Source organism: Clostridioides sp. ES-S-0190-01 (assembly GCF_020658275.1).
Lineage (GTDB): Bacteria > Bacillota > Clostridia > Peptostreptococcales > Peptostreptococcaceae > Clostridioides.
Genome location: NZ_JACVWA010000045.1, coordinates 1 through 19280, shown reverse-complemented (window position 1 = coordinate 19280; position 19280 = coordinate 1). Strand labels below are relative to the sequence as shown.

Here is a 19280-nt window from a genome sequence, read left to right as displayed (position 1 = left end):
ATATGAATATAGTTGGAAAAGGAATTGAAAAAATAGATGGAATGAGTATAACAACAGGAAAACCTGTATATACTGATGATTTAGCAGCAAAAGATGCTTTAATAGTAAAGATACTTAGAAGCCCTTATGCTTATGCAAAGATAAAAGATATAGATACATCAAAGGCAGAAATGGTTGATGGTGTTGAATGTATTTTAACATATAAAGATGTACCAAAATCTAGATTTACACTTGCTGGTCAAACCTATCCAGAGCCATCACCTTATGATAGGCTAATTCTTGAAGATGTTGTGAGATATGTTGGTGATGAGGTAGCCATAGTTGCAGCTATAGATGAAAAAAGTGCAGTTAAAGCAATGAATCTTATAAAGGTAAATTATGAAGTACTAACACCTGTTTTGAATTTTGAAGAGGCAATCGGAAATAAAACTATAGTACATGATGAAGATAGACATTGTAATTTTGAAATAGGTATGCAGAGAGAAAAGAATATAGTGTCACATCATGACTATACAAAAGGTGATATAGAAGAAGTATTAAGTAATTGTGACATAGTGATTGAAGAAACATATTATACTCAAGCTCAAGCCCATGCAATGATGGAGACGTATAGATCATATAACTATTTAGATCATGCTGGAAGACTAGTTGTAGTAAGTTCAACTCAAATACCATTTCATGTTAAAAGACATCTATCCCGTGCATTAGAACTACCAGCTAGTAAAATTAGAGTTATAAAACCTAGAATTGGTGGTGGCTTTGGTGGTAAACAAACTGCTTGTGTTGAGATTTTTTCAGCTATTGTAACTTTAAAAACAGGTAAGCCAGCTAAAATAATATATGATAGAAAAGAAACTTTTAATTGTTCGACTAGTAGACATGCAATGAAACTAAAAGTTCGACTAGGTGCTACTAATGATGGAATAATAAAGGCTATCGATATAAATGCACTTTCAGATACAGGAGCATATGGAGAACATGCTTCTACAACTATTGGCTTAGTTGGGGAAAAGACTTTACCAATGTATAATAAGGTTGAGGCAACAAGATTTATCGCAGATGTAGTTTATACTAATAAAATGCCAGCAGGTGCACTTAGAGGGTATGGAGCTTCTCAAGGCTGTTTCGCTGTTGAATCAACTATAAACATGTTAGCTGACAAATTAAAAATGGACCCAACGGACTTGAGATTAAAAAATGTAGTAACACAAGGTGAAACTACCTTTGCATATGGAAAAACTTTAAATAGTGTAGACTTAGTAAAATGTATAAATAAAGGGAAAGAACTTATCGGATGGGATGAAAAATATCCTTGTAAGCATCTTGAAAATGGAAAAGTTAGAAGTGTGGGTATGGCAATTACTATGCAGGGTTCTGGTATACAAGGGCTTGATAAATCTTCAGCTGAAATAAAACTAAATGACTGTGGAGACTATACACTTATGATAGGTTCTACTGATATGGGTACAGGAAGTGACACAATTCTAGCTCAAATGGCTGCTGAAATTCTTGAGACAAGTATTGAAAATATAACAGTTATATCAGCAGATACAGATTTGGTCCCATATGACCCAGGTTCATATGCTTCAAGTACCACTTATGTAACTGGGATGGCAGTGGTTAAGGCAGCTCAGGATTTAAGGGATAAAATAATATCTGCTGGAGCAACTAAACTAGGTGTAGATAAAGACGAATTAGAATTTGATGGTATAAAATTAACTAGTAAAGAATGCAGTACTTCGTTATTTGACATAGCAGTTGACTCTACAATTGGACCAAATACTAATCAATTAATAGGTCTTGCATCTCATGGTAGTCCAGTATCACCACCACCTTTTATAGCTGGTTTTGCAGAAACTGAAATTGATAAAGAAACTGGAAAAGTTAACTTATTAAATTATGTAGCCATAGTGGACTGTGGAACAGTTATAAATAAAAACTTAGCAAAGATACAGGTTGAAGGTGGAATTGTTCAAGGTATTGGAATGGCAATGTTTGAAGAAGTTAGATATACAGAAAAAGGTAACATGGATACAAACACATTTATGCAATATAAGATTCCAGCTAGATGTGATATTGGAAATGTGGAAGTTGATTTTGTTGAAAACTATGAGCCAACAGGACCTTTTGGAGCTAAATCTGTTGGAGAGGTTGTTATAAATACACCTTTACCAGCAATACAAGAAGCTGTTTTTAATGGTGTTGGGGTTAGAGTAAATACACTTCCTATTACACCTGAAAAAGTTTTTATGGAAATGAATAAGTAAGTATTTTATACAGATTTTAGACTAGTTTTACATGTTAAACAACCAGTTATGTCATACCTGTTGAAAGATATTTAATAAGTAGTTATTATAATATTATGAAACTTTACTTGTAAAATATAAAATTAACTAAGGGGATGATGTTTTGGCTGGAAATCTAAATAATATGAGAGCAGTAAATAATTTTAGAGGAGATAATAACATTTTAGAATGTTTAGTCAGCTTTGAGGGTCGTTCAATAAGTCAGAGAAAAGCAAGGGTATTTTTTAAGGAAATGAAGAATCAAATAGAAATCGACTTCGTAGAAGAAGAAATTTCTAAACTTGTTGAAAATGTTGTTTTAAATACATCATATCAAGAAATGTTATATGATGAAATAGAGAAACAGCTGGAAATTGATTGTGTAGGAACTTGGATGATATTATCTAAATTAAAAGATGCTAGAGTTCATTGATTTTAAAATAAATTATTAGAGCCTAATTTTAAGGCTCTTTTTTAATGTTTTTAATTAAGATATAAACTTATTTTAATTTATATATATGATAATTATAACATATATTTAAAATCTAACTATTTAATTTTATATGTATTCTATTGTATAATATAAATTAGATTAATAAAATAGTTCGTTAAAATAAGTTATTTATTTTAAATTATTGTTTAAGTTTATAAATTTTGTATAAAATAAAATTATATTATTAATTTTTAGCAATAAAATTTTCACTAGGAGAGATATATGAGAAGAAATAGTACCAATATAGCAGTAACAGCAGTTGTTACATCAATTTATGCAGTTTTAACTTTATCATTAGGATTTATAAGTTATGGACCAATACAATTTAGGATAGCCGAGATTATGATGCTTCTAGCATTTTTAGATAAGGGATATATAGTAGGTCTTACATTAGGTTGTTTTTTAGCCAATGTAATAGGTCCATATGGTGTACCTGATATAATTTTTGGAACATTTGCCACATTTGTAAGTGCAAGTTTAGTGTATATTACTAGAAAGTTAGGCGGTCAAAATAAAAGCACATTAATTATAGCTTCTATATGGCCTACTATCATAAATGCAATTGTAGTTGGATTAATGTTAAATATATTTTTTGGACTTCCTCTAATATTATCGATGATACAAGTAGGTTTTGGAGAATTTGTAGTAGTAACCTTGGTAGGAGTACCATTCTTTTGTTTTTTAATGAAAAAATATAGAAATATCATTGATATTAAGTTTTAGAGTGCAGAAAGTTATTTTGTAGATTAAAAATTAGTGTGAATTAAGAATAGTATTATTATAAGGGGGATTTTATTTGTCAAAGATAAAGAGATTAACTGATGTTTGGACATATATTAATGATAGACAAAAGTTTACAATCAAAGAGTTGTCAGAGAAGTTTAATCTTTCAACTAAAACTATTCAACGATATTTAATAGAATTAAATGAAATGGGGCTTCCAATTAAAGCAGAAAAAGGTAGAAATGGAGGTTATAGAGTATTAAATAATAGCTATATACCTCCTGTTATATTTACAGAAAAAGAAGTTATGTCTATAGTTTTTGCATTTAAGTCACTACAAGTTTACAATTTTTCACACATAAAAAAAGAAATTGATTCTATAATTAAAAAAATAAATTATAATCGTGAAAGTAGTGCAAAAATAGGTATAAACAACATTGAAAAATATATTGAGTTTATAGCTAATTATAAAAATATTGATGCCAATATTGTGACTGAATTTTTCAGGTCTTCATCAAACTCTTGTGTTTTAAATATCAAATATAAATCTGGAAATCAGTTGCTGGAGAAAAAAATATGCCCAATAGGTATATATTTAAATGAAGGATTTTGGTTTTCACCAGTGTATGACTATGAAAGTGATAATATTATACTAATACGTATAGACAAAGTACTGGAAATCGAAAAAGTAGGAGAGTCTAAAAAAGCATGTATAAGTTTGAAAAGTTGGCTAGATTCAGTATATAGCAAGTTAAATGAAGAGATGGCAATTACTAAGAAAACTAGTGAAATTGTTCATTTGCATGTATTACTCACAAAAGAAGGTATTTCTAAAATAACTAGAAGTTTTTTAGATTTGGATATAGAATTAAATGAAAATGGAAGTGGAACAATTAGTAAATTTATAAAGTATGAAGAAATAGATTGGTGGATATCTACATTATTTTCAATAGGAAAAGATGCTAAAGTTATAGAACCAAAATTTATGAATAAATTACTTTATGATAGGGCTAAAGAGTTAAAATATTTTTATGAAGAAAATATGATATAATATTTAAAAATGTTAAAATTAAATAATTATTAAGGAGATATATATTATAATGGAAAGTTTTAATAAGAATGCTAAGATAATTGGTATTGGAGCTAAAGGTATTAATATAATAAATGAAATAGAAGAAAAAGTAAAAATAAATATGGATATAGAAAAAATTACTATGAATCAAGAGGTTGAAAAAGAATATGTTAGAAGTCTTTTAGATGGAGTTGACATATTATTTTTAGCATATTCAACTGAAGATAAACAAAGTCGAGAAGTTATAAAAGCTATTTCATACATGTCTAATGAAAGACGAATTTTATCTATAGGTATAAATTCTTCAGAAGAAGAAAATAAAGATGACTTAGGAATTAATAGAGAATTTAAAGTCAATGAAAATAGTATTTTAAAATTTGTTGATTTGATGAATGTTATGATAGAATCTATTTCAGACTCTTGTATGATAAATATAGATATAACTGATTTAAAAGAAGCTATTATAAGTGATAAAGGGATTAAGTATTCTTTTGAAGAATTTGAAGATTCAAAACAGCACAGTGAAATAGTAGATATTTTATTTGAAAATATGGAACATTTTGGTGAAGAATTTATTGGGAAAAAAGGTATAGTTTTTGTTGAAGGAAATGATAAATTTTCACTAGTTGAATTAAATGATTTGATGAATAATATTCAAAGTAAGGTAGAAGAAGGCTATGAAATAATATTTTCTTTATACTTAAAAGAAAATTTAGATGGAAAGATTAAAGTGGGAATGTTATATAATTAATGTATTTTAGATATTAAGGAGAAGTATATGTCTGAAAATATAAATGTTACAGAGTATTGGCTAATGGAAGAATTTTTTTATCAAGAGACAGATACACCACAAATTTTTAAAGAAGAAAGCATAATTGCATTGGGATTTGATATAAAAATAAATTTAAAAAAAGTGCTTAATATGGGAAAAAAATCCGAAAAATACATTAATGAGAACTGTAATGACAAAGATTTTATAAAAAAATTTATTTCAGTTAAAAAAGGAGATTATTTTCTATATAAGGCATATCAAAATGTAGAAGGAAAAATTAAGTATAGTGTTCTTATTGGTATTGTTGAAGAAAGTTTTGAAAATGGTTATGAATTAAGTCATATCTTGGGTCATACATTACCTATAAAATGGATGTACACATTTGATACAGTTTTAAATTGTAAAATATATACGAGTGAGTTTTATAAATTAAATAATGAAGATATAAATACATATTTAGACATTATTAAATTGCAACATAATAAATCATTAAAAAAAAGAATAGAAGAAAATGACAATAATAAATGGTACCTAAAAAACTATTATTATATAGATGTAGATAAGTGTGTAGAGAATGAAGAACTGTTTATTCAACCTACTAATTTAGAACAATTAGAAAACTTGAAAAATATAAATACAGATGATTATATTCTAGTATATAATAGCGAAAAAGTAAGTTACGAAAATGACCATACAATGAAAAGCTTATTTGGTGTTTGTCAAGTTAAAGAGGGTTTTGATAAAGACAAAATAACTACTTCAGAAGGTGGATGTTTTTTACCTGTAGAATGGATAGAAAATGAAAAAGAGAATATTGATGGAAATGCATGGGTTATCTTTGAAAATAATAATTTAGTTGAAAAATATATAAAAAGATGTATTAATAAAATTCCATTAAATACCATACTTTATGGTCCACCAGGGACGGGTAAAACATATAATGCAAAACAAATAGTTTATAATTTAATAAATGAAACTAGTTTAAAAAATAATGATTGTACAAGTTATGTAGATTATAAAAATAATGTAGAATTTTGTACTTTTCATCAATCATATGGATATGAAGAGTTTATAGAAGGTCTCAAATCCGATGGTGAAGGTAATTTTAAGCCAGAAGATGGTATATTGAAGGAAATATCTATAGAAGCATGTTACGATGGGTTGAAACTTGAAAAGAAGCTAAATCTTGAGTTAGAAAAAGATACTTTAACTATAGAAGATGTAAAGGCAAGAAAAAAGATGTTGGTGCTTGATAATATAGAAGATGTCGAGAACTTTAATTTTGAAGAATCAGAAAACTATGTTTTAATAATAGATGAAATCAATAGAGGAAATATATCTAAAATATTTGGGGAATTAATAACATTATTAGAAGATGATAAAAGACTTACTAAATCAAATCAAACTATCGTAAAACTACCATATTCAAAAGAAAGATTTTCTCTACCTCCAAATTTATATATAATTGGTACTATGAATACATCAGATAAATCCATAGCTCTTTTAGATATAGCTTTGAGAAGAAGATTTGCTTTTGAAGAAATTATGCCAGACTATGATTTATTGTCCGTTGTAGATGGAATAGATGTTAAAAATATGCTATATACAATTAATAAGAGAATAGAGTTTTTATATGATAGAGACCATGTTATTGGACAGGCCTACTTACTAAATGTAGAAAATATTGATGATATAGTGGCCGTATTTAGAAAAAAAATAATACCACTTCTTCAAGAATATTTCTATTATGACTCAGAAAAAGTAGGACTTATTTTAGGTGGTATAGGTAAAAATGAAAAGGACAAATATATTGTTTATAAGGAAGAAATCACAGCATCTAAATTATTTAAAAATAATAATTCATCAATAATGGAAAGTAAAGTTAATTATTGTATAAAACGAAATATATCTATTGAGGAGTTAAAAAATATATATGAGTAAAAATATATATGTAAAGGAAACTTATGAATGGATAAAAGTAGGTAATGGTGAAAATGAACTTACAGAAACTGAATATGAAAAATTACTTAAATATCTGGATAATAATAATGATGTGTTAAAGAGTAATATAATAGATATCAGATATAAAAAACTGAGATTCATAAATTATGTAGGTGTTATATATTTTGAAAATGTAATATTGGAGATACTTCCAAAGCTGTCATTAAGTAATGATATTGTAAAAGATAGAGAAATGCTATTACAAATGCTTTCTACATGTAATAAGATTCCAATTATAATAAACGAAAATATAAAATCAAGTTTAAAAAATTATAATCTCATGAATTTTTTTGTTATGTATTTTATTGAAAGTATGCAAATGCAAATTAAGAGAGGGATTTATTTTGAATATATAAATAAGATAGATAATTCGAATGTTGTAAAAGGCAAGATATTAATAAGTAAATATGCAAGAGAAAAAAATATATCTCCAATGAAAATAAAATGTGAATATGATGAGTATAGCGAAAATAATTTTTTGAATCAAGTTTTAAAAAAGGCATGTATATCTATATTATGTAGAGTAAATGACAATTTAATTCAAAATAAGATAAAAAAAATTTTGAGTTATTTTTATAATGTGGACTTAGTTTATATAAATAGAGAAGAACTATTGGATTACAAATTTTATAAAAATAATGATAGATTTAAAGATTGTTACTCATTGGCGAAACTTATACTTTTAAATTTATCGATGGATAACAGCGAAAATAATCAAGATGCATTTTCTATATTATTTGAAATAAACATTTTATATGAAGAATATATCGGAAACTTAATAAAAAATATATGGAATAATGAATTTAGAGAAACGTATATACAAGATAAAAGTAAATTTCTTTTAAAAAATGAGCAAACAGGAAAGAAAACTTTTAATTTAAGACCAGATATAGTTTTATATGATTCAAAATATGAATCTGAAATCATAATTGATACAAAATGGAAAGCTATTGAAGTGGATTCAAATATCTTCTATAGATCAAGTGATATATATCAGATGTATGCATATATAACATCTTATGAAAATGCAAAAAGGTGTATATTATTATATCCTTGTATTAAAAAAGATAAAAATTATAGCTCTTGGAGATTATTGGAGTCGTTTAAAGGTAAATTTATAGAAGCAAAAACTGTAAGATTGGATAATATAAAAAACACCATATCTGATTTGAAAAAAATAATTTTTAATTATAAATTTTAAAAATAAGAATTATAAAAATAATAAAAATACATTGTATAAAGCAATAAACAATTTTATAGCATATAAGAACTATAAAAAAATAATAAATGAAAATTTTTGTAAACTATTTTAGATGTTAAACATGGCACTATAATTGCTTATTTAGCATAGAATGCTTGCAAAATAAAGAAAGTATACCTGCTAAATTGAAATTTAAGTAGGTATATTTTTTCTTAAGCTTCATTTGAAAATTAAAATATTATTGTAAAATTATAACTAAGCTTTTCTGTTATGATATAATTAAATAGATAATTTAAATGATGATTATATATAATACTTATTTGGAGTTGATATTTTATGGATAAACACAGTGATTCAGTAATGTATGGTGGAATGGAAGTATACAATATTTGGGGAACAACAACAGTAGACTCTATAATTGGGGAGTCTGATGTAATGCTTGCTCTTAAAAATAGAATTTGTAAAATTGGAAATAGTGATTCTACTGTAGCGATAACTGGAGAAAGTGGCACTGGAAAAGAGTTAATAGCAAGAGCCATTCATCTCGCAGGAAACAGAGGGAATAAAACATTCGTTGCTATAAACTGTGCTGCTATACCAGAGCCCTTGCTAGAAAGTGAACTTTTTGGGTATACAAAAGGAGCTTTTAGTGGGGCAGATTCAAAAGGCAAAATTGGTAAATTTGAATTAGCTAATGGAGGAGTTGTATTTCTAGATGAGATAGGGGATATGCCAATTCAATTACAATCAAAGCTTTTGAGAGTGTTACAGGAAAAGAAGTTTACAAGAATAGGTTCAAATGAACTAATTGATATAGATGTTAGAATTATATCAGCTACTAATAGAGATTTATTTGAGTTGGTTAAAGAAAATAAATTTAGAGAAGACTTATATTATAGATTGAATGTAATACCTCTAGAAGTACCTCCTCTTAGAGATAGAGGAGATGATATACAAATATTAATAAATAATTTTATAGATAAATATTCAAGGAAGATGAAAAAAAATGTATACCATATAGAGCCAGATGTAGAACATATGCTGCTTAAATATCCGTGGCCAGGAAATATAAGAGAATTAGAAAACACTATAGAATTGGCTTTAAATCTTCTTGAAGAAGATGGGATAATACATAAAGGTATAATAAATAGAAAGATAATTGAATATTTTAAGTTAAACAAAATAAATATAAAATTACTTGAGGAAAGTGACTATGAAATAAATATGGAACAAGATATACTTACCCTTGAAGAATTTGAGAGAGCATATATAAAAAAGGTATTAAAGTTTTATGGAAATGATACTAAATCTAAAAAGTTAGCTGCTAAAAAGCTTGGAATATCGCTAGCAACATTGTATAGAAAGATAGATGTATAGTAATTATTCTTTTAATTCTCAATTCTAAAATTTGAAATTATAAAATTGATAAAAATCACTTGAAAAACTATTTTCTAAGTGATTTTTTTTGTAATAAGATTTTATTATCCAAAAATAAAAAAAATTTGAAAGAATTTAAAAAAAGAAATGCTTTATCAAATTATTAAATACTAACAAATATAATAAAAATTATATATGTAAAACAATTTTGTTAAAATATTGGCATTATAATTGCTTCATATTAAATCAAGATGACAAAATAAAAAAGAAAGGATGTTGAATAATAACTGTCATTAAAAAATAGTTGGGAGTGATAACCTTGAGTAAATATCAAAAAAGTGTATCTATGTTTGATATTGATGGAAGGCCACCAATTTTAAAGTGTTTACCACTATCAATGCAGCATATACTAGCAATGATAGTTGGAACTGTCACAGTACCTATAGTTGTGGGAGGAGCTGTTGGTGCTAGTGCCACACAAATAACACTTTTAGTGCAATATGCATTAATAATAGCTGGAATATCAACACTTATACAACTATATCCAATAGTAAATATTGGTTCAAGATTGCCTATAATTTTTGGAGTCGGTTTTACTTATGTGCCAACACTCGTAGCAGTTGGAGGAAGTTATGGACTAGCGAGCATATTGGGAGCACAATTAATAGGGGGAGTGGCTACAGTATTAATAGGAATATTTATAAAAAAGATAAGAAAATTTTTTCCTAATATAGTTGCAGGAACAGTAGTTTTTACAATTGGATTATCTTTATATCCTATAGCAATAAATTATATGGCAGGTGGTGTAAATAGCCCTACTTATGGCTCTATGCAAAATTGGGCAGTAGCAGCTATAACACTAGTGGTAGTTATAGGTCTTAGTCAATTTGCAAAAGGTTATGCAAAATTGGCAGCAATATTTTTGGGAATTATAGTTGGATATTGTGTATCTTTAGTTTTGGGCATAATAAATTTTGACCCTATTAGAGAGGCAGCTTGGTTTGCTATACCTAAGCCACTTGAATTTGGACTTAAATTTGATATACCAGTAGTAATCTCTGTAGTAATTGTAAGTATAATCAATGCTGTTCAAGCAATTGGAGATTTGTCAGCTACTACAATGGGAGGTATGGATAGAAATATAACAGATAAAGAACTGTCAAGTGGAGTAATAGGAAGTGGAATTTGTACTATGATAGGTGCTTTGTTTGGAGGTTTACCACCATCATCATATAGTCAAAATGTAGGTATGGTAGCTATGAACAAAGTAATAAGCAGATTTGTACTTGGAATAGCTGGTATATTTATGTTATTATCGGGGTTTGTACCTAAGTTTGGTGCATTGATGACAACTATACCATATTCTGTTTTAGGAGGGGCTACAATATCTATATTCAGTATGATAACAATGACAGGTATAAAGTTAATTATTACAGAAGAATTGTCATCAAGGAATATTACTATTGTAGGTTTGGCAATAGCTTTAGGTATGGGAATAACATCAGTTCCGGCAGCACAGGAAGCATTTCCTCCATTTGTAAAGTTAGTATTTGGAGAATCTCCAATAGTAATTGCGACATTGGTTGCATTTGTTTTAAATCTAATAATACCAAATAAAAGTCTAGAAGATGAAGCTAAAGAAAGAGCTGTTATGGAAAAGGCTAATTAAAAAATGATAATTTAAAAGGGTTGTTTAAATTATTTTATTATGAGATTGTTAGATTACTTCAGATAGCTATTCATTTTAATAAGAAATTTAATAAAGAGTATACATCAGACATTTAATGTTTAGTCAAAAAGAAAATCGGGGAGGGTATATTTGCACGTTTGTTAAATTTTTATAAAAATAGCTCAGTTTAGCTGTGGTTATCGGTTGAGCAATAAATTCATGGTCATAAAAATATTTATAGAAAATAATTATAAAATATTTAGTCAAGATATTTATGTATGGGAGGATTTATTTTATGAAAACACGTAATACTTCAAAATATGATGTGGATGGGATACCACCACTAAAGGAATCGGTACCTTTAGCTTTACAACATTTGTTAGCAATGATAGTAGGAAATATGGTGCCTGCAATATTAATAGCAAACGTGGTAGGACTTAACCAGGGGCAAGCGACGATGTTGATTCAAGGCTCTATGTTAGCAGCAGGTTTGGCAACGTTTTTACAATTATATCCAATACCTTTATTTAAAGGATTTAAATTAGGTTCAAGATTACCTGTAATGATGGGAATGAGTTATGTATTTTTAGGGGCCTGTCTTTCTGTAGCAGCTAAAGACGGTTTAGCAGCTCTATTTGGAGCACAAATTGCTGCTGGGGTAATCGTATTCTTTGTAGGATTTGCAGTTAAGAAAATTAGACATATATTCACTTCTATAGTTTCTGGAACTATAATAGCATGTATGGGACTTGGATTATTTGCAACAGCTATAAAGAATTTAGCAGGAGGAGAAGGTGCACAAACATTTGGAAGTCCAATAAATTTTATAGTAGGAGTTATAGTTGCTTTTGTAATAATAATGATAAATAAGTATGGTAAAGGCTTAGTTAAAAACTCTTCAATATTAATTGGAATATTAGTAGGATATGCTATATCTTTAGTTTTAGGATTAGTTGATTTTTCTGCAGTTAAAGGTGCAGCTATAGTATCTTTGCCAACACCAGCAGCTTTTGGATTGGAATTTAGACCAGAGTTAATAGTAATGTTTACTATTATTTACATAATAGGTATAGCTGATATGATGGGTGCGTGTACAATAGCAACAATAGGTGCAATGGACAGAGAGGTAACTGATGAAGAGTTATCATCAGTTGTTTTAGGAAACTCTGTAACTTCTATAATTTCATCACTATTTGCAGCTCTTCCAACTGGAGTATTCAGCCAAAACACAGTAATTGTATCTATGAATAAAGTTACAAGTAGATTTGTAATAGCATTAGGAGCACTTGTATTATTGCTAGCAGGAATATCTCCAGCATTAGGAGCAATAATGACAACTATACCATCTTGTGTTGTTGGTGGAGCAACTTTAGTAGTATTTTCATCAATAGCAATGTCTGGTTTTTCTATTATGAGTATGGATGGTTTTACTGAAGAAAATAATCTTATAGCAGGAGTATCTATAGCAACAAGCATGGGTCTTACAACTGCTCCACAAGTTTTAGACCAATTTCCAGCAACAATTGGAACTGTCCTAGGAGGCTCAAGTATAGTTTCTGGAGCAATAATAGCTATATTACTTCAAACACTATTTAAACTAAAAGGAAGTAAGAAAGCTGAAAACGTTACTTCAAATCTTGAGGAAAATATTGGATAAATGTATTAGATATGATATGAGAAAGCTATGTGATAAAATGTTGTAATGAAAGTATTAAAAGGGGGATTTAAGATGATTGATATACTAATAAAAAATGCAATAGTTGTTACAGTTAATAAAAATAGAGAAGTTATATTTGATGGAGCAATAGCTATTCAAGGTGACAGAATCTTAGATATAGGAAATACAGATGATGTTGAGGTGAAGTATACTGATGTTAAAAAGGTTATAGATGCTAAAGGAAAAGTGATATTCCCTGGATTTATAAACACTCATAATCATCTATTCCAAGTATTATTAAAAGGTCTAGGAGACGACATGGCACTTCATGAATGGTTAAACACAATGATGTTTCCATCAGCAAAGTTCTTGACAGAACAAGATACCTATGATGCTGCAATGCTTGGATGTATGGAAGGTTTAAAAAGTGGTATAACTACAATGGTTGATTATATGCATACACATAATAGACCAGGACTTACAGATGGAATAGTAAAAGCATATAAAGATTTAGGTATAAGAGGAGTAGTTGGTAGGGGCTGTATAGATTTAGGTATTCATAAAGAGCTTATAGAAGACGTGGAAACGGTTGAAAAGGATTTGAGAAGAGTATTTGAAAAATATCATAATTCAGAAAATGGAAGAATAAAAATTTGTGTAGCACCTTCTTCAATGTGGGCTATATCTGAAGAAATGGGTAAAATGCTTTGGAATATAGTCAAAGAGTATGATTCATACTTCACAGTTCATATTTCTGAAACTGAATTTGCAAGAACAGCAACAAAAGATATACATGGGGAAATAGATATAAAATTACTTGAAAAATGGGGAATAGTAGGTCCAGAGGTTGTAGCAGTGCATTGTGTATGTATAACTGATGAGGACATGGAAATGCTTAAAAAGTATGATATAAAAGTTTCTCATAATGTTGCAAGTAATATGTATCTTGCTTCTGGTGTTGCACCTGTTCCAGAAATGTTAAAGAAGGGTATAAATGTAAGCTTAGGTCTTGATGGTGCAGCAAGTAACAATGCACAAGATATGGTAGAACTTATGAAATTAACAGCTTTACAACATAAGGTAAACAATTGTGACCCTCTTGCAATTTCTGCAGAAAAAGTCCTTGAAATGGCTACAATTGAGGGAGCAAGAACTCTTAGAATGGAAGATGAAATAGGTTCTTTAGAGGTTGGAAAAAAAGCTGATTTAGTAATATTTAACTCAATGCTTTCTCCAAAATCAATACCTCTTCACAATCCTGTATCAACTTTGGTATACTCAGCTAGTATGCACAATGTAGAAAGTGTCTTAGTTGATGGAAATATAATACTTGAAAATGGTAGAGTTACTACAATTGAAAGTGAAGAACAAGTCTTATTGAATGCTCAACATGCAGCAGAAGAATTATGTAAGAGAGCTAATGTAACTAATAGAATGGAAGGGCATAAGTGGAATAGCTTATACTAGTATAAAAACAAACTTGTAATAATATTCTATTACAACATTAGTTTATCTGTAGGAGGAGAAAATGGAAAAAATAAAATTAAATATTAATGATTACATGTATGAAGTAGAAGTTGAAAAGAATGAAACTCTTTTGCATGTACTTCGTGAAAAATTAAATCTAACTGGAGCGAAACAAGGTTGTAATAGTGGCAGTTGTGGAGCATGTAAAGTTTTGATAGATGGAGTAGATATAAAATCTTGTAAACTTCTTGCAAGGAACTGTGAAGATAAAGTTATATACACTATAGAAAGTTTTGCTAATGGAGAAAATCTTCATCCAATACAAGAAGCTTTTATAGAAGTTGGAGCTGTACAATGTGGATATTGCACTCCTGGCATGATTATAACTACACAAGCTCTTTTAAATAGAAATTCATCTCCTAGTGAAGATGAGATTAGAGAGGCTTTTAAAGAAAATCTCTGCAGATGCACAGGATATATAAAAATTATAGAAGCTGTAAAATTATCTGCAGCTAGATTAGGAGGTAGATAGTTATGGAAAAAGTCATAGGAAAATCATACCCTCTAAAAGATGCAGCTTTAAAAGTTACTGGTCAAATGAAGTATGTAGCAGACATGAAACCGCAAAATGCACTTCATGCTAAAATGCTTTTAAGCCCAGTAGCACATGCAAAAATAAAAAGTATAGATACAAGTGAAGCCGAGAAAATCGTTGGAGTTAGAGCCATAGCTACACATCTCAATACATCACAGAGAAAATATAATGGTTCTTTACGATTTTATGAACATAATATACCTGAAAATGAAGTTATTTTTTCAGATACAGTTAGATTTGTAGGTGACCGTGTAGCAGCAGTTGCAGCAGAAACACCAGAAATAGCAGAAAAAGCTGTAAAACTTATAAAAGTAGAATATGAAGAATTACCAGCTATATTTACTATACAAGATGCAATAAAAGAAGATGCTATATGTATACACGGAGATTCAAACATGGTTTCTCAAAATAATATAAATGGTGGAGATGTAGAAAAAGGTTTTAAAGAATGTGACTACATCTTTGAAGACGAATACTCTACTCCTGCTATACATCATAGTGCAATAGAAACTCACAGCGTAATTGCACATTATGATTATAATGATAAATTGATTGTACATACACCTTGCCAAAATACATTTGGTTTTAGAATAATATTATCTCAAATTTTTGGGATGTCATTAAATAAGATAAGAGTTATAAGACCTGCTATTGGAGGTTCATTTGGTGGGAAATTAGAAATGACAATTGAGCCAGTAGCAGCAGCATTGTCAAAAATGACGAGAAGACCAGTCAAAATGGTTCTTACAAGAAAAGAGTCTATGATATCAACAAGAACTCGTCATGGGTCTTTTGTAAAACTAAAAACTGGTGTAAATAAAGATGGAGAAGTAATAGCACAGGAGATAAAAATATACACAAATACAGGTGCATATGCATCAAGTGCATTAAATGTTATAGGAGCACTTAGCCATAAAGTGTTTAAAGTCTATAAAATACCAAATATAAAATTTACTGGAATACCAGTATATACAAATACACCAATAGCAGGTGCCATGAGAGGTTATGGTTCACCTCAAATATTTATGGCTCAACAAGCTCAATTTGCAAAAATAGCTAAGAAAATAGGTATGGATTTAGTAGATTTTCAAAATAAGAATGCTGTAGAGCCAGATGATGTTGATATAATCTTCCACGGTTCTCTTGGCAATCCTAGAGTTCTTGATTGTATTGAACAAGGTAAAAAAATGTTTAAATGGGATGAGAAGAAAGCTCTTCCAAAAGAAGAAGGAAATTATTTAAGAGGTATAGGTATGGCAATAGGTGCACATGGTAATGGAGTTTTTGGTGCACATAGAGATGTTGTCACATTGACTCTTAAATTAAACGAAGATGGTACACTAACACTACTTACGGGAGCACATGATATGGGTAATGGTGTTGTAACTATGCAAACAATGATGGTAGCTGAAGTTTTGGGAATAACTCCTGATAAAGTTGATACTTTTGAAACTGATACTGATGCATGTACATTTAATCTTGGAGATTATGCAAGTAGAGGTGTATTTGTAGAAGGTGGAGGAGCTAAAAAGACAGCAGAAAAATTAAAGACTTTAATACTGGAAGAAGCAGAAAAATTACTCGAAATTTCAAAAGAAGAGCTATATCTAGATAATGGATATGTAATCAGTAAACTTGATGAAAATATTAAAGCATCATTATCTGATGTTGCAGTATATAGTCAAAGTAAGTCTTTGAGAGAATTGACAGTTGTTGAAGATTACTCTTCTCCAGCAGGTATTACTTCTTATGGTGTACATTTTGCTGAAGTTTTAGTAGATAAAGAAACTAAAGATGTAAAAGTAGTTGATTTTGTAGCTGTACATGATGTTGGTAGAGTTATAAATCCTCTAAATTTAGAAGGTCAATTAGAAGGCGGAATTCATATGGGGTTAGGTTATGCGTTAAGTGAAGAGCTAGCCTTTGATGAGCAAGGAAGACCTAAAGCTACTGATTTTAAAAATTATAAATTATTTAGAACTGTCGATATGCCAAAGTGTCAAGTTGCATTTGTAAATAGTTATGAAAAAGCTGGACCTTTTGGTGGCAAGAGTATTGGTGAATGTGCAGTTGTACCAGTTGCACCTGCTGTAGCAAATGCAGTATATGATGCAACTAATGTAGAGATACATTCATTGCCAATAAAATTAAAATAATAATACTTAAACTTAAAATGAAACTTTATTAAAGTTATAGAAAGTAATAAAAATAGATTTATTTGATGAGGAGATATTGTTATGGCAAAGATATTAGGTATTTGTGGAAGTCCACGTAAAGGAGCAACAGAATATGCAGTATTAGAAGCTTTGAAAGAAGCTGAAACTATACCTGGTATAGAAACTGAGTATTGGTCAGTTAGAGGGAAAAAAATAAGTCCTTGTGTGCATTGTGATGCATGTATAAGAAAAGAGACTATGTGTATCATAAAAGATGACATACAAGAATTAGAGCAAAAAATATTAGAAGCAGATGGAATTATAGTGGGTTCTCCAGTGTATGATATGAATATAACTGCTCAACTTACAGCAGTATTTAATAGACTTCGTCCTATGTATTTAGTTCATCCAGGAAAACTTCAAAATAAAGTTGGAGCAGCTATAACTACTGGTGGAACTAGATATGGTGGTCAAGAATTAACAAAACTTCCTATAATAAATTTCTTCTTAATGCATGAAATGTTAGTATCTGGAGGATTAGGAGGATGCTATATAGGCGGTACAATATGGAGTAAAGATGGAAAAGCAAAAGGGGCTCAAGAAGACGAAACAGGTATGGACACAGTAAAAAGACTTGGAAAAGGTGCTGCAGAAGCAGTTATGGTTTCTAAGTTTGGTCTTGAAAAATGGAATCTTGTAAAAGAAGAATTAGATGTTAAAAAAGATGAAAAATCACCTCTTAGAGACCATTAAAAAGCAATTACTTCTTCAAAAAAAATAAAGACATATGGATATGTGAGATATAAAGTTGACACTCTAAGGGAAAAGGAAATATAGCATTTTACTTTAATCTGACAGATGATAATTACAAATCTGCAATTATTTATGTGAATGCCAAAAGTAGTGTTGTTTGTTTCACTTTATCACAAAATTCCATAACTGAAAACTAAGTTGATACAGTTACAAACTTATATACATACGAGTTGAATTTTTACTATTCGCTCAATAAAAAATAGTGATGTAATAAAATATTACATCACTATTTTATGTCTTTTATTAAATATTTTATAGATTTATATGTCAAAAAATACATAAGGAATACGTTTTAAGTATTAATTTTTAAATTTTAAAAATGAGAATTAAAAAGTGAGAAGATGAAAAAGGTTTTTTTATTATCAAATTCTATATACATTAGATAACCTAATAGATAAAAGTAAAAAAAGTTGAAAGTATTGCAAATTCTATGCTAAATAGACACAGAAAAATATTTGATATATATTAAGTGTTGGCATGTTAATTGCTAATATATAGAGTATAAAAATTTAACAATAATTTGGAGGTATTTTAGATGCTAAAAGAAATTAAATGGAAAGTAAACAATCTGCCAAAGGGTGATAAAGAAAATTGTATCAAATTTTTAAATGAACAAGAAATAACTAAGGTTAGAAACTTCCATAAAAGCTTTCCTCAATATAAAGAAACTCCATTAGCAAACCTAGAAGGTTTAGCAAAAAAATTAGGTGTTGCAGGAGTATATGTTAAGGATGAATCTTATAGATTTGGATTAAATGCATTTAAAGTTTTGGGTGGTTCTTACTCTATGGGTAAATACTTAGCTCAAAGATTAGATACAGATATATCAGAGTTAGGATATGAAAAATTAACTTCAGATGAAATAAAAGAAAAATTAGGAGAAATAACTTTCTTTACAGCTACAGATGGAAATCATGGTAGAGGAGTTGCTTGGACAGCTAATAAATTAGGTCAAAAATCTGTTGTATTAATGCCAAAAGGTTCTTCTGAATTTAGATT

15 protein-coding genes are annotated in these 19280 nt (G+C 28.9%); all 15 read left to right on the top strand.

Going from position 1 to position 19280, the window contains the following annotated elements; translation table 11 throughout:
* Positions 1–2: 2 nt before the first annotated feature.
* Positions 3–2267: a molybdopterin cofactor-binding domain-containing protein gene (locus IC214_RS18400; RefSeq protein WP_227835971.1), complete on the top strand. Its 2265-nt coding sequence runs from the start codon at positions 3–5 to the stop codon at positions 2265–2267.
* A gap of 142 nt (positions 2268–2409) precedes the next feature.
* On the top strand, positions 2410–2718 hold the full coding sequence (locus IC214_RS18395; protein ID WP_227434746.1) for a hypothetical protein: 309 nt from the start codon (positions 2410–2412) through the stop codon (positions 2716–2718).
* Positions 2719–3000: 282 nt separating this feature from the next.
* Complete coding sequence (locus IC214_RS18390; RefSeq protein WP_227434745.1) at positions 3001–3501, top strand: QueT transporter family protein; 501 nt, start codon at positions 3001–3003, stop codon at positions 3499–3501.
* Between the two features lie 73 nt (positions 3502–3574).
* The gene (locus IC214_RS18385; RefSeq protein ID WP_227482571.1) at positions 3575–4552 is read left to right on the top strand and encodes a helix-turn-helix transcriptional regulator; all 978 of its coding nucleotides are present in this window, start codon (positions 3575–3577) and stop codon (positions 4550–4552) included.
* Between the two features lie 49 nt (positions 4553–4601).
* A complete protein-coding gene (locus IC214_RS18380; protein ID WP_227482572.1) occupies positions 4602–5324 on the top strand; it encodes a cell division protein in 723 nt (240 codons plus the stop codon).
* Positions 5325–5351: 27 nt separating this feature from the next.
* On the top strand, positions 5352–7286 hold the full coding sequence (locus tag IC214_RS18375) for an McrB family protein (RefSeq protein WP_227482573.1): 1935 nt from the start codon (positions 5352–5354) through the stop codon (positions 7284–7286).
* A complete protein-coding gene (locus tag IC214_RS18370) occupies positions 7279–8547 on the top strand; it encodes an McrC family protein (protein WP_227830596.1) in 1269 nt (422 codons plus the stop codon). The genes IC214_RS18375 and IC214_RS18370 overlap by 8 nt, the downstream gene beginning before the upstream one ends.
* A gap of 336 nt (positions 8548–8883) precedes the next feature.
* Positions 8884–9924 carry a sigma-54 interaction domain-containing protein gene (locus IC214_RS18365; protein ID WP_227434740.1) on the top strand — a complete coding sequence of 347 codons (1041 nt, stop codon included), beginning with the start codon at positions 8884–8886 and terminating at the stop codon, positions 9922–9924.
* Positions 9925–10270: 346 nt separating this feature from the next.
* Positions 10271–11593, top strand: coding sequence for a uracil-xanthine permease family protein (locus IC214_RS18360; RefSeq protein WP_227434942.1), 1323 nt, complete (start codon positions 10271–10273; stop codon positions 11591–11593).
* 295 nt (positions 11594–11888) lie between these two features.
* Complete coding sequence (locus IC214_RS18355) at positions 11889–13250, top strand: uracil-xanthine permease family protein (protein ID WP_227434739.1); 1362 nt, start codon at positions 11889–11891, stop codon at positions 13248–13250.
* 72 nt (positions 13251–13322) lie between these two features.
* Positions 13323–14717 carry an amidohydrolase family protein gene (locus tag IC214_RS18350; protein ID WP_227434738.1) on the top strand — a complete coding sequence of 465 codons (1395 nt, stop codon included), beginning with the start codon at positions 13323–13325 and terminating at the stop codon, positions 14715–14717.
* Between the two features lie 61 nt (positions 14718–14778).
* Positions 14779–15249 carry a (2Fe-2S)-binding protein gene (locus IC214_RS18345; protein ID WP_227434737.1) on the top strand — a complete coding sequence of 157 codons (471 nt, stop codon included), beginning with the start codon at positions 14779–14781 and terminating at the stop codon, positions 15247–15249.
* Positions 15250–15251: 2 nt separating this feature from the next.
* Positions 15252–17468 carry a xanthine dehydrogenase family protein molybdopterin-binding subunit gene (locus IC214_RS18340; RefSeq protein ID WP_227434736.1) on the top strand — a complete coding sequence of 739 codons (2217 nt, stop codon included), beginning with the start codon at positions 15252–15254 and terminating at the stop codon, positions 17466–17468.
* Between the two features lie 81 nt (positions 17469–17549).
* Positions 17550–18221, top strand: a complete 672-nt coding sequence (locus tag IC214_RS18335) for a flavodoxin family protein (RefSeq protein WP_227434735.1) — start codon at positions 17550–17552, stop codon at positions 18219–18221.
* 595 nt (positions 18222–18816) lie between these two features.
* Positions 18817–19280, top strand: a 464-nt coding sequence (locus tag IC214_RS18330) for a pyridoxal-phosphate dependent enzyme (protein WP_227866873.1), incomplete at its 3' end; no start/stop codon positions are given.

Coding starts and splice junctions, on each gene's coding strand:
- IC214_RS18335 (WP_227434735.1), top strand. CDS start 17,550: ATGGCAAAGATATTAGGTATTTGTGGAAGTCCACGTAAAGGAGCAACA.
- IC214_RS18365 (WP_227434740.1), top strand. CDS start 8,884: ATGGATAAACACAGTGATTCAGTAATGTATGGTGGAATGGAAGTATAC.
- IC214_RS18360 (WP_227434942.1), top strand. CDS start 10,271: ATGTTTGATATTGATGGAAGGCCACCAATTTTAAAGTGTTTACCACTA.
- IC214_RS18345 (WP_227434737.1), top strand. CDS start 14,779: ATGGAAAAAATAAAATTAAATATTAATGATTACATGTATGAAGTAGAA.
- IC214_RS18350 (WP_227434738.1), top strand. CDS start 13,323: ATGATTGATATACTAATAAAAAATGCAATAGTTGTTACAGTTAATAAA.
- IC214_RS18390 (WP_227434745.1), top strand. CDS start 3,001: ATGAGAAGAAATAGTACCAATATAGCAGTAACAGCAGTTGTTACATCA.
- IC214_RS18400 (WP_227835971.1), top strand. CDS start 3: ATGAATATAGTTGGAAAAGGAATTGAAAAAATAGATGGAATGAGTATA.
- IC214_RS18370 (WP_227830596.1), top strand. CDS start 7,279: ATGAGTAAAAATATATATGTAAAGGAAACTTATGAATGGATAAAAGTA.
- IC214_RS18380 (WP_227482572.1), top strand. CDS start 4,602: ATGGAAAGTTTTAATAAGAATGCTAAGATAATTGGTATTGGAGCTAAA.
- IC214_RS18355 (WP_227434739.1), top strand. CDS start 11,889: ATGAAAACACGTAATACTTCAAAATATGATGTGGATGGGATACCACCA.
- IC214_RS18340 (WP_227434736.1), top strand. CDS start 15,252: ATGGAAAAAGTCATAGGAAAATCATACCCTCTAAAAGATGCAGCTTTA.
- IC214_RS18375 (WP_227482573.1), top strand. CDS start 5,352: ATGTCTGAAAATATAAATGTTACAGAGTATTGGCTAATGGAAGAATTT.